General features: G+C 44.1%; 10 protein-coding genes. 5 read left to right on the top strand and 5 right to left on the bottom strand.

The features are described 5' to 3' along the window. Positions 1 to 727: 727 nt before the first annotated feature. Together IPM95_11060 and IPM95_11055 are read right to left on the bottom strand one after the other, a co-directional pair. The gene (locus IPM95_11060) at positions 728 to 880 is read right to left on the bottom strand and encodes a hypothetical protein (protein MBK9329819.1); all 153 of its coding nucleotides are present in this window, start codon (positions 878 to 880) and stop codon (positions 728 to 730) included. A gap of 83 nt (positions 881 to 963) precedes the next feature. Then, complete coding sequence (locus IPM95_11055; protein ID MBK9329818.1) at positions 964 to 1,203, bottom strand: hypothetical protein; 240 nt, start codon at positions 1,201 to 1,203, stop codon at positions 964 to 966. A gap of 112 nt (positions 1,204 to 1,315) precedes the next feature. Here IPM95_11055 and IPM95_11050 point away from each other — a divergent pair, with 112 nt between their 5' ends. Both IPM95_11050 and IPM95_11045 read left to right on the top strand, forming a co-directional pair. After that, the gene (locus IPM95_11050) at positions 1,316 to 2,815 is read left to right on the top strand and encodes a PKD domain-containing protein (protein MBK9329817.1); all 1,500 of its coding nucleotides are present in this window, start codon (positions 1,316 to 1,318) and stop codon (positions 2,813 to 2,815) included. Between the two features lie 306 nt (positions 2,816 to 3,121). Further along, positions 3,122 to 3,406 (top strand): GIY-YIG nuclease family protein, encoded by a 285-nt coding sequence (locus IPM95_11045; protein MBK9329816.1) that lies wholly within the window; start codon positions 3,122 to 3,124, stop codon positions 3,404 to 3,406. A 2,823-nt stretch (positions 3,407 to 6,229) separates the two neighbouring features. Here IPM95_11045 and IPM95_11040 read toward each other — a convergent pair. From IPM95_11040 to IPM95_11030, 3 genes are read right to left on the bottom strand one after another with little or no spacing between them, the layout of a single operon-like run. After that, positions 6,230 to 7,084 (bottom strand): Gfo/Idh/MocA family oxidoreductase, encoded by an 855-nt coding sequence (locus IPM95_11040; GenBank protein MBK9329815.1) that lies wholly within the window; start codon positions 7,082 to 7,084, stop codon positions 6,230 to 6,232. Between the two features lie 12 nt (positions 7,085 to 7,096). Next, entirely contained in the window at positions 7,097 to 7,666 is a 570-nt protein-coding gene (locus IPM95_11035; GenBank protein ID MBK9329814.1) for an N-acetyltransferase, read from the bottom strand. Between the two features lie 3 nt (positions 7,667 to 7,669). Next, positions 7,670 to 8,752 (bottom strand): DegT/DnrJ/EryC1/StrS family aminotransferase, encoded by a 1,083-nt coding sequence (locus IPM95_11030; protein ID MBK9329813.1) that lies wholly within the window; start codon positions 8,750 to 8,752, stop codon positions 7,670 to 7,672. A gap of 72 nt (positions 8,753 to 8,824) precedes the next feature. Here IPM95_11030 and IPM95_11025 point away from each other — a divergent pair, with 72 nt between their 5' ends. From IPM95_11025 to IPM95_11015, 3 genes are read left to right on the top strand one after another with little or no spacing between them, the layout of a single operon-like run. Further along, complete coding sequence (locus IPM95_11025; protein MBK9329812.1) at positions 8,825 to 10,237, top strand: hypothetical protein; 1,413 nt, start codon at positions 8,825 to 8,827, stop codon at positions 10,235 to 10,237. Continuing rightward, entirely contained in the window at positions 10,227 to 10,883 is a 657-nt protein-coding gene (locus IPM95_11020) for a methyltransferase domain-containing protein (GenBank protein ID MBK9329811.1), read from the top strand. The genes IPM95_11025 and IPM95_11020 overlap by 11 nt, the downstream gene beginning before the upstream one ends. A gap of 17 nt (positions 10,884 to 10,900) precedes the next feature. Continuing rightward, positions 10,901 to 11,983, top strand: a complete 1,083-nt coding sequence (locus tag IPM95_11015; GenBank protein ID MBK9329810.1) for a glycosyltransferase family 4 protein — start codon at positions 10,901 to 10,903, stop codon at positions 11,981 to 11,983. Positions 11,984 to 12,016: the final 33 nt, after the last annotated feature.

The following is a 12,016-nucleotide window of genomic DNA, read 5'->3' as shown; positions in this document are numbered from 1 at the left end:
CTCAGGATTATGCAAATGTTTTGGGTCATTCATTATCTAGTGATTTTATTAGTGATGCCGGGTCGAATTTAATTTCTCCAAATTATGCAAGTTTAAAAGTAAGCAATGGTTTGGGTTATAAAAATAAAGTTCAAACACCTGTTAACGCCGACAAAGCCTGTTGATTATACTCTTTTATCTTTAGTTACAACTGGCAACACGAGTATTGACCACCTTAGTTCCATAGATATGTATTGAATCGATTTTGGAACGGTGACTATGCTTCTGTTTTGTTATTTACTGAGCTCTTTCTGATGAAAACCGAAATCTTACTGAGGATCTTTTATTATACAAATATGCCCCACCTGTTCTTATAAAAGATACAATAGTTAATGGTAGTTTTTGTGATTCATTTAACATTTCAGCGTCTCCTATGTATAAAAATTATTTATGGGACAATAATAGTATTAATCAATCAACCATGCTTAAAGCAAATGGAATTCACACAATACAAGTGAAGGATATTTTCAACCAATCATCACAAACAATATTTAAAGTTAGCACTTACAAAAACCTGGATAATGCATGTGTTTTTATTTGCAAAGGGCAGTCTTTTTTCTTATACATTAAATTTGCCAACAGGCTATAATGTCTTATGGTTGGGTAATAATAGTACTAACCAAACTCAAACTTTTAACGAAAGCGGTCAATACATAGTAAAAATTACAGATTCAAAAAGCTGTTTTATTTATGACACTTTAAATGTTATTGTAGATGAGCCATTTCTATCTCCTTCCCCAAGTATAAATAATTCTTTAACTCTTTGTGAAGGCGAAAAAATATTTTTATCTGCACCATCTGCTTTTGATTCCATTTTATGGTCAACAGGTGTTACAGACAAATTTATAAGTGTTTATAATTCGGGGATATATCATATCTATGGAAAAACAAGTTCTGGTTGTATAATTGACAAATCTATCAATATCACGATAGCCGGAAGGCACCAAAGGCTGGTTTCATCATATCTAATGCATGTAAAGATGCGCCTGTCTCATTTACTGACACCTCTCTTGTTCCTCCGGGAAATACCACACAAACCAGAAGATGGACATTCAGCAATAATACCACTGCTACCATTCCAAACCCGATCAATACTTTTTCTACGCCGGGTATTGCCACTGCTTCTTTAAAAATCACGACCAATGTCGGGTGTACAGATTCCATCTTTAAGACATTTACAGTCAACAGGAATCCGGAACCCTATTTCTATAACCTGCTTTCCTGCGAGGGTAATGCAACGACATTTGTAGATCAAAGTATCGCAAATGCCGCATCCATGACAGACTGGAGATGGGGTTTTGATGATCTGGGTGTTATCCAATCCATACAGAACCCTTCTTTTTCTTTCGCCACTCCGGGTGAATACAATATAAAACTGATAGCAACGAATTCCAATAACTGTTCGGATTCCGTAACATTGCCGGCCACCGTTTATCCTTCACCGGTATCGAATTTTTCTTTTGATTCCGTTTGCGGGAGAAGCCCGTTATCGCTTCGCTATCTGGCCACCGTAGCACCGCCGTCTACGCTTACCGCCTGGAGCTGGGAATTCGGTGACGGTACCTTTGAAAATGCCATTCAAAACCCGCAGAAGGTATACAACTCACCCGGAATCTATACTGTAAAACTGGCAGTTCGTTCTTCCAATCAATGCGTGGACACAGCGGAAAAACAGGTGAAGGTGTTTGACTTCCCTCTGGTTGATTTTGACGTATCCCAATCACAGTGTGTAGGCAAAGAAATCCAGTTTACAGATATTTCCTCCACGCCGGACGGCACGCCTGTCAACGCCTGGAAATGGTTCTTCTCCGGACAAACCACTTCTGTCGAGCAAAATCCGAGATATACCTTTAATGTGCAGGGCAATTATATGGTTCAGCTGACCGCCACCAACAGCGTCGGCTGTACAGGTACCAAGTTGCGCTCCATTGCCATCTCTTCATTACCGGAACCCAAATTCAACTTTACACCGGCCAATGTAATGCCCGGCGAAACGGTATCCTACTCCAATCAGTCTCCGTCGGGCGGCAGTTATATCTGGGATTACGGAGATGCCAGCCCTTTGGTCAATACATACAATCCGCCTGCTCATTCCTATGCCTCGCTGGGTACTTATCCGATAACCCTGATAGCTACCGATTTCAGGGGCTGTACGGATTCACTGACGAAATATATTCTGGTTGGCAAAGCCTATCTGGATGGCGTTATGGCCAGTATCAACTTTACCCCTAACGGTGATTTTTATAAGGTACAGGTTACAATTGTCAACAACAGCAATATTGAGATTACCTCCTTAGGTTTAAGCCTGCAACTGAGCGGCGGCGGATTGGTACGGGAAAACTGGACAGGCAGCCTGATGCCGGGCAAATCGGTGGTATACAGTTTCACGGCTGAAATCAAGGTGGATGACAGTTCTGTGCCGGTTATTTGTGCGAACATCGATAATATCAATAACAATGCCCGCGAAGACAAACTAGACAATAACAGCACCTGCAAAGAAACACGGGTCGGTCAGTTTGATGTATTGAATATCTATCCGAACCCTGCGTATGAAACGGTGAACTTCGGAGTCATGCTGCCACAGGATGGAAAAGTGTCCATTCGCCTCATCGATATCCTGGGAAAAGTTTTGTATACTACGGATTTTAACGGAGTAAAAGGTTACAATAATTTACCTGTAAATACCGGATACCTGAATGCCGCCGTCTATGTGGCGGAAGTGTATTATGACGGTGAAATCGTCCGCAAAAAATTTGCCCGGAAGGATAGAAGATAATCTTCGTTTCTTCTTTACACAAAAAACGTGCTGCTCTTTTTCGACAACTGTCATCTCGAGCGCAGGGAGAGATCTTGCTAGATTAGTATACTACCTGTTAGATATTCCTCATAATCCTCAGCAGGATTTCTCCTCGTTCCTCGTCGAAATGACAGGCGGGTGGGATAGAGACGTTCTGCTTCTTTTCGACAACCGTCGTCTCGATCAGCCAGCCGGCGGAGAGAGTTCTTGCTATTATACAGAACCCTCTCATTTTTTAGAAATAATTTATGGAATTGTATACAGTTTTGTCTCTCAATAGCAGAGATGAAAAACTATTATGTATATATAACCACCAATCCAGGCAGAACAGTATTGTATATAGGCGTCACCAATAATTTGAGAAGAAGACTGTCAGAACACAGAGCAAACAGAGACTGTATAAAAAGTTTTACCGGAAGGTATTTCTGTTACAATCTCATTTACTATGAGCATTTTTCTACAATCAGGAGTGCTATAGAAAGAGAAAAGGAATTAAAGAAGTGGAGCAGGAATAAGAAAGAAATACTGATAAATACCCTGAATCCACAATGGGATATAATCTTGGTATAAGACAATAGCAGGATTTCTCATTCGTTCCTCATTCGAAATGACAGGGGGCGGGGTTGAGACGTGCTGCTCTTTTTTTGACAACCGTCGTCTCGATCCGCCGGCAGGCGGAGAGAGATCTTGCTACAGTTTAGTGTATTACCGTTTTATTCTCCATAAACCTTAGCAGGATTTCTCATTCGTTCCTCATTCGAAATGACAGGGGGCAGGGTTGAGACGTGCTGCTCTTTTTTTGACAACCGTCGTCTCGATCCGCCGGCAGGCGGAGAGAGATCTTGCTACAGTTTAGTGTATTACCGGTTTATTCTCCATAAACCTTAGCAAGATTTCTCATTCGTTCCTCATTCGAAATGACAGGGGGCGGGGTAGAGACGTGCTGCTTCTTTACGACAACTGTCATCTCGAGCGCAGGGAGAGATCTTGTGCTATTCCAAGACAGACATCTTTCATAAATGTAGCAGGATTTCTCCTCGTTCCTTATTCGAAATGACAGGGGGCGGGGTTGAGACGTGCTGCTCATTTTTTGACAACCGTCATCTCGATCCGCCAGCCGGCGGAGAGAGATCTTGCTAAGTTTAGGTATTACCGGTTTATTCTCCATAAACCTTAGCAAGATTTCTCATTCGTTCCTCATCGAAATGACAGGGGGCAGGGTTGAGACGTGCTGCTCTTTTTTTGACAACCGTCATCTCGATCCGCCGGCAGGCGGAGAGAGATCTTGCTACAGTTTAGTGTATTACAGGTTTATTCTCCATAAACCTTAGCAAGATTTCTCATTCGTTCCTCATTCGAAATGACAGGGGCGGGGTTGAGACGTGCTGCTCTTTTTTTGACAACCGTCGTCTCGATCCGCCGGCAGGCGGAGAGAGATCTTGCTACAGTTTAGTGTATTACCGGTTTATTCTCCATAAACCATAGCAGGATTTCTCCTCGTTCCTCATCGAAATGACAGGGGGCAGGGTTGAGACGTCTTGCTCTTTTTTTGACAACCGTCATCTCGCAGGCGGAGAGATTGCACAGTTTAGTGTATACAGGTTTATTCTCCATAAACCTTAGCAAGATTTCTCATTCGTTCCTCGTCGAAATGACAAGGGGCAAGGAGAAAACGTGCTGCTTCTTTACGACAACTGTCATCTCGAGCGCAGGGAGAGATCTTGTGCTATTCCAAGACAGACATCTTTCATAAATGTAGCAGGATTTCTCCTCGTTCCTTATTCGAAATGACAGGGGGCGGGGTTGAGACGTGCTGCTCATTTTTTGACAACCGTCATCTCGATCCGCCAGCCGGCGGAGAGAGATCTTGCTACAGTTTAGTGTATTACCGGTTTATTCTCCATAAACCATAGCAAGATTTCTCATTCGTTCCTCATTCGAAATGACAGGGGGCGGGGTTGAGACGTGCTGCTCTTTTTTTGACAACCGTCATCTCGAGCGCAGGGAGAGATCTTGTGCTATTCCAAGACAGACATCTTTCATAAATGTAGCAGGATTTCTCATTCGTTCCTCATTCGAAATGACAGGGGGCGGGAAAGGGACGTGCTGCTTCTTTACGACAACTGTCATCTCGAGCGCAGGGAGAGATCTTGTGCTATTCCAAGACAGACATCTTTCATAAATGTAGCAGGATTTCTCCTCGTTCCTCATTCGAAATGACAGGGGGCAGAATAGAGACGTGCTGCTTCTTTACGACAACTGTCATCTCGAGCGCAGGGAGAGATCTTGTGCTATTCCAAGACAGACATCTTTCATAAATGTAGCAGGATTTCTCCTCGTTCCTCGTCGAAATGACAAGGGGCGGGGTAGAGACGTGCTGCTTCTTTACGACAACTGTCATCTCGAGCGCAGGGAGAGATCTTGTGCTATTCCAAGACAGACATCTTTCATAAATGTAGCAGGATTTCTCCTCGTTCCTCGTCGAAATGACAAGGGGCGGGGTAGGGACGTGCTGCTTCTTTACGACAACTGTCATCTCGAGCGCAGGGAGAGATCTTGTGCTATTCCAAGACAGACATCTTTCATAAATGTAGCAGGATTTCTCCTCGTTCCTCATTCGAAATGACAGAGGGCGGGGTAGGGACGTGCTGCTCTTTTTTTGACAACCGTCGTCTCGATCAGCCGGCAGGCGGAGAGAGATCTTGCTACAGTTTAGTGTATTACCGGTTTATTCTCCATAAACCTTAGCAGGATTTCTCCTCGTTCCTCGTCGAAATGACAGGGGGCAGGGTTGGAACGTTCTGCTTCTTTACGACAACTGTCATCTCGAGCGCAGGGAGAGATCTTGTGCTATTCCAAGACAGACATCTTTCATAAATGTAGCAAGATTTCTCATTCGTTCCTCATCGAAATGACAGGGGGCAGGGTTGAGACGTGCTGCTCTTTTTTTGACAACCGTCGTCTCGATCCGCCAGCCGGCGGAGAGAGATCTTGCTACAGTTTAGTGTATTACCGGTTTATTCTCCATAAACCATAGCAAGATTTCTCATTCGTTCCTCATTCGAAATGACAGGGGGCGGGGTTGAGACGTGCTGCTCTTTTTTTGACAACCGTCATCTCGAGCGCAGGGAGAGATCTTGCTGTTCCTGGCAGATATTCTCCATAAACCTTAGCAAGATTTCTCATTCGTTCCTCATTCGAAATGACAGGGAGCGGGGTTGAGACGTGCTGCTCTTTTTTTGACAACCGTCGTCTCGATCCGCCGGCAGGCGGAGAGAGATCTTGCTACAGTTTAGTGTATTACAGGTTTATTCTCCATAAACCTTAGCAAGATTTCTCATTCGTTCCTCATTCGAAATGACAGGGGGCGGGGTAGGGAAAAATCCGAAACGATTACAGCGCTTTTCTGATTTTTTCTACCAATTCTATGGACGGTCTCACTATGCTTGTATCAAAACCTTTTCCTTCCAAAATCCGCCGGTAGGATGCCGTATGCAGGTCCGCGAAGCCATCCGTAAACTCATGCATGACACCATTGATAATCATTTGCCGCTTGGGCGGCACATCGGGTTCAATGCTCAGATGCCAGCGAACACGGGCATTTTGCAGCTCTATTGTTCCGATACTTTCTGTCGGGGTCTGTTTTTCCGTCTGCACTTCTTTAACATCCCCAAACAGCCACACCACCAAATCAAACAGGTGAATACCGATATTCGTGGCAATACCTCCGGATTTACTGATGTCTCCTTTCCAGCTGGCATGATACCATTTTCCACGAGGAGTAAAATATTCAATCTGCACATCTGCTACCTCTTGCGGAGATGCTTCTGTCGCCTCCTTCAGTTGCTGCAATTTGGGATGCAGCCGTAATTGTAAAATGGTATAAATGTGTTTTCGGGTGTACTGTTGAGCTTCCTCCAGATGGGCCAGGCTTTCTGTGGTCAGCGTCAGCGGCTTTTCACAAATGACATCCGTATTCAGTTTTAATCCGGCGTAACAGTGCTCCTCATGTAAATGATTAGGGGAACAAACCACCAGATAATCAACCGGCTCTTTATCCATTAAAAAATCATAGAACGCAGACTCCTCTGTAAAGAATGCACAGTCCGGAAAATACGGATCCAGTATACCCACCGAATCCGCGATATCCAGCGCCGCCACCAGGTCGCCGCCCACCTCTTTGATGGCTTTCAGGTGGCGTGGCGCGATATAGCCGGCAAGTCCTATGAGAGCGAATTTTTTTGTCATCTGCAGCAGAGATTATATCCTGACAACACGGTTATTTTCGAGCTTGTATTTTTTATGGTCAATAGGGCAGGTGGCTGCTCCGTCTTCAAACACCAGTTTACCGCCCGCTTCGCTCATCCAGCCGGTTTGCCGGGCGGGATTACCCGTTACCAGTGCATAATCCTTCACCTCTTTTGTTACCACGGCACCTGCCCCGATAAAAGCATATCTTCCAATGGTGACCCCGCAAAGGATGGTGGCATTCGCACCGATGGTGGCCCCTCTTCTGACAATGGTTTTTTGGTATTCTTTCTTACGTTCAATAAAACCTCTCGGGTTGATGACATTGGTAAATACGGCGGATGGTCCAATGAAAACATCGTCTTCGCACAACACCCCGTCATACAGGGAAACATTGTTTTGAATTTTTACGCCATCCCCGATTCGTACATTATCCGCCACAAAAACATTTTGCCCCAGTATACAGTTATTTCCTATCACCGCATTCATCACATGGCAGAAATGCCATATTTTACTGCCGTGTCCAATGGCTGCACCGTCATCTACTACAGCGGTTTCGTGTTTATAATAATGCAGGGACATTCTTTAGTTGTTTTGAAAAAAATCACTGATTGCCGTACAAATATACAATAATTGTGTTTCGGAAATTTCAGGATAAATTGGAAGCGACAAGACGGATGAACACAGACATTCCGTGTTCGGTAAACGTATCTTATCGTTAAAATAGGCCTTTTGCCGATAGGCGGGTAAGGGGTAATAAACTGCAGTGGAGATATGTTTCTCTTTCAGGAATTGCTGCAATGCACTTCTTTGTTCCGGTGCCACCCGGATGGTATATTGATGGAAGGTGTGTCCGCTGTTTTCAATTGCTGCGGGAAGCTCAATGGACGGAATTTCTTTTAAATGCTGATGATAAAAAGCGGCGGCTTTGCGTCGCTGTTGGATATATTGTTCCAGGTATTTCAGTTTAACATTCAATACCGCGGCCTGCAGGGTATCCAGCCTTGAATTGATACCGATGGTTTCATGCGTATATTTTTGAGATTGTCCGTGCGATGCAATACGGCGCATCCGGGTTGCCAGGGCATCGTTGTTTGTAAGGATGGCACCCCCGTCTCCGTAAGCGCCTAAATTTTTGGTGGGGAAAAAGGAGGTGGTGACCACAGAATCGCGTTGAATGTTTTTTTCACCTCCCAATGACTGGGCATTATCCTCTATCAAAAACAACCGATGTTCTTTGGCGAATAAGGCAATTTCAGTCATATCTGCCGGTTGTCCGAACAAATGAACGGCAATTATAGCCCTTACATCTTCGGTATATACCTGCCGCACCTGTTCCATCCCTATATTAAAGGTAGTTAGGTCGACATCAGCAAAGACAGGTTCCAGTCCAAGCAGGGCAATCACCTCCACCGGCGCGATATAGGTAAACGCCGGAATGATAATTTTGCTGCCTTTGGGCAGATTCAGTGCCATAAGCGCTATCTGCAGGGCATCGGTACCGTTGCCGCAGCTGATGATATTTTTCATGCCCGTATATTCCTTCAGGTTCTGTTCAAATGCTGCCACAACGGGGCCTCCAATAAATACAGATTGCTGTAAACACTGCTCAATGGCGGCATCTATTTCCTTTTTTAATAGGGCATATTGCTGCTGCAAATCAACCATCGGGATTGTGTGCATATAGAAAAGATTATTCGTCTGATTTTTCATAAATTTACGCAGAATTAGCCATTCTTTATGCAAATCGCGCAACAAGCCCTCTCTGTTCTGAATAAAAAAACCACCTTTTATTTTCTCCTGGCGGTATTGTTGGCAGAAACCTTGTTTTTATTTGGCTATAACATCCATTATATCTCCGGCGACCAATATACCTACATGAATTATGTGAAGGGTTTTCAGCAGGGCAGATACACCTACTGGTATTTTCTGCCGCAGTATGTGCCGGACACCTTCCGAAACCCGGGATATCCGCTGTTTTTATACGCCTGCAGCCTTATAAGTGAATCGGTCATTTTCATCAAGATGGTGCAATTGGCGCTGTTTTTCGGTGCAATCTGTCTTATGCTGCGAATCTCTGACAGATACAAACAACCGCTGGCAGTAAAAAATCTATTCCTGTCCTTCGTCATCCTTAATTTTGTGATACTGCCTTACCCGGCGCTTATTTACCCGGAAGCATTGATGTTGTTTTTAATTACGCTTATCGTGTATGTGGAGGTTTGCATTCCCGTTAACAGCTGGAAAAAAATGACAGGGCTGGCTTTGCTGTATGGGTTTTGTTTCCAGGTTAGACCGGTCATCTTATTTATTCCTATCCTGCGTTTTTTATGGCCCCTGCTTCAGTATAAAAAGTTATCCCCGGCTAAAAACAGTGTTTTCCTGCTGTTGTTTATTGCCACCCTGCTGCCCTATGGTTTCTGGAATCTAAAACACCATCATCAGTTTAAGATTACGCCGCTGGAAGGAGGCGCCGGGGCCTTATATCTGGGTTATTGGAGCCCGAAAATGGTCAATTATGCGGCAGGAAGGTATTGGACAAATGCGACCTACAAAGATGCGCTCATTAATTTTGCGACAGACGAAGAAACCAGCAAAAACATTCCGGTCTTTAACCGTGAATGGGACAGTATTGAACGACTCTGCAGCAAGTACCTAACCGCTCAGGACAGCGCCAACCTGATCATAATGAAACAGCATCCGGAACTGTTTGCGACCTACAATGCGACCTACACGTCTGAAAGGGAACAATTATTAAGCACAATTGCCGTCAACCATTATTTATCAGACTTTGGATATTCCGTTAAACTGAAATGCTATACCTTCTTCAGGCTTTGGTATACGGGCTTGTCTCTGAATCAATATACCCTGATGAACAGGTTTGAACTAACCAGAACCGTCATTACTTTCATCGCTACTTCGTTCACCCTGCTGCTGTTTATCGGATATTTTTTGGTTTGTATGCTAAAACGGCGCGATTTGCTGGTCATCATTTGGCTGCCGCTCTTTTTTTGCCTCTATTTTGACATTTTTCACCTGCCTTTCGTGATTCAGTCCAGATATACTATACCTGTACGATTTTTATACTTATTTTCGCTGTCCTTCATGATCTATCAAATTCATTTCAATAAAACGGAAAAACATGAATCATAACAGAATATACGAATACCGCTTTGCGGATGTAGATATGCAGAAAAAGAATGTCGTTTGGAAAGAAATTGCTCATTTCCTGTACGATACACATTTAAACAAACCGCAAAAAACACTGGACCCGGCGGGTGGTTTATGTGAATTTATCAATCATGTCCCTTCTGCCGAACGCTGGACGATTGACCTTTCCGATGAGGTGAAAAAATTTGCCGCGCCGGATATTAAAACCATCATCGGAAACAACCTGGAAGTGGAGTTGCCGGAAAACTATTTTGACGGTGTTTTTATTTCCAATTTTCTGGAACACCTGAACTCCCAGTTTGAAGTGGCGGAATTTTTAGAACGTATGTTCAAGACGCTGAAAAGCAAAGGGCGTATCGTTATCATGGGCCCGAACTTCCGTTATACCTATAAAGATTACTTCAATTTTGCCGACCATACGGTTATCCTGACAGAACTGGGTGTCGCCGAACACTTATACGGCGCCGGATTTAATATCGTAAAAAACTATCCGCAGTTTCTTCCCTTATCTTTTCGGAGCAAAGGGTTTCTGCCCGTTAACAGTTTTATTATAAAGACATATCTGAATATGCCGTTTGCCTGGAAGTTTTTAGGCGAACAATTTTTACTGGTTGCCGAGAAACCTTAATTCATTTCGCGTTCGTCATGCAAAAGAAAAAAGTACTTTTTCTGTCGCCGTATCCATTCGGGAAAGCCGCCAGCCAACGGCTGAAATATGAACAATATTTTGAACACTTCGAAAAGAACGGTTTTCGCCCCGTCACCAGTTCCTTTGTAGATGATGACTTCTGGGAAATCATCTACAAACCGGGATTCCTGCTTCGAAAGGTGATGGGTACTCTGCGCGGCTACCTGCATCGTTTTCTGGATCTGTTCCGCCTGCACAAATATGATATCGTTTATATCCATTTATGGGCAACCCCGCTTGGCCCTCCGTTCTTTGAATGGATGATACGCAAACTATCCAAAAAAATCGTGTATGATATCGATGACATGATTTACAAATCGGAAGGCTCGGCGATGAACCATTTCATCTATATGCTGAAAGGAAAAGACAAGCCGATAGCGTTGATGAAGTATGCCGACCATGTCATTACCTGCACGCCGGACCTCAACGCATTTGCACTTCAGTATTGTAAACAATGTACCGATATTTCCTCCACGCTGGATACAGAACGGATGTTTCCGGTGAATACCTATACCAACGACAAGCCGGTAGTGATTGGCTGGACCGGCACCCATTCCACCGTGCCATATTTGTACCTGCTGACGAATGTCTTTCAGCAACTGGCAAAGGAACGGACGTTTAAGTTGCGTGTCATTGGAAATTTTACCTTTCATATGAATGGAGTGGATTACGAATACCTCGACTGGAAAAAGGAAGAAGAAGCAACGCAACTGCAGGGGATGGATATCGGAGTATATCCGTTGCCCATGGATGCCTGGGTGATGGGCAAGAGCGGGCTGAAAGCATTGACCTATATGACCTTCGGATTGCCGGTGGTAGCCACGAATGTAGGTGCTGCCATCAACCGGGTTATCACGGATAATGAAAACGGGTTCCTGGTAAAAACAGAGGCTGAATGGCTGGAGAAACTGAAATACCTGATAGACCATCCGGAAGAAAGGAAACGAATCGGTACGAACGCACGGCAAACTGTGTTATATAATTTTTCCATAGAAGCGAACAAACCCGTATATTTGGGCATACTGAAATCGTTGGTGTAAGTTCAACCATTGTAACGTTGCACTTCTTTCCAA

It is taken from the genome of Sphingobacteriales bacterium (assembly GCA_016719635.1).
Taxonomy (GTDB): Bacteria; Bacteroidota; Bacteroidia; order Chitinophagales; family JADIYW01; genus JADJSS01.
Note: the sequence above shows the minus strand (reverse complement) of the source record. Positions and strands in the feature narration are given on the sequence as shown.

What these genes read in the sequence shown, in the direction of transcription:
- IPM95_11055 (MBK9329818.1), bottom strand. Translation starts at nt 1,203, where the DNA reads ATGGAATCTGTACACCCGACATTGGTCGTGATTTTTAAAGAAGCAGTG.
- IPM95_11050 (MBK9329817.1), top strand. Translation starts at nt 1,316, where the DNA reads ATGACAGACTGGAGATGGGGTTTTGATGATCTGGGTGTTATCCAATCC.
- IPM95_11045 (MBK9329816.1), top strand. Translation starts at nt 3,122, where the DNA reads ATGAAAAACTATTATGTATATATAACCACCAATCCAGGCAGAACAGTA.
- IPM95_11040 (MBK9329815.1), bottom strand. Translation starts at nt 7,084, where the DNA reads ATGACAAAAAAATTCGCTCTCATAGGACTTGCCGGCTATATCGCGCCA.
- IPM95_11035 (MBK9329814.1), bottom strand. Translation starts at nt 7,666, where the DNA reads ATGTCCCTGCATTATTATAAACACGAAACCGCTGTAGTAGATGACGGT.
- IPM95_11030 (MBK9329813.1), bottom strand. Translation starts at nt 8,752, where the DNA reads ATGGTTGATTTGCAGCAGCAATATGCCCTATTAAAAAAGGAAATAGAT.
- IPM95_11025 (MBK9329812.1), top strand. Translation starts at nt 8,825, where the DNA reads ATGCAAATCGCGCAACAAGCCCTCTCTGTTCTGAATAAAAAAACCACC.
- IPM95_11020 (MBK9329811.1), top strand. Translation starts at nt 10,227, where the DNA reads ATGAATCATAACAGAATATACGAATACCGCTTTGCGGATGTAGATATG.
- IPM95_11015 (MBK9329810.1), top strand. Translation starts at nt 10,901, where the DNA reads ATGCAAAAGAAAAAAGTACTTTTTCTGTCGCCGTATCCATTCGGGAAA.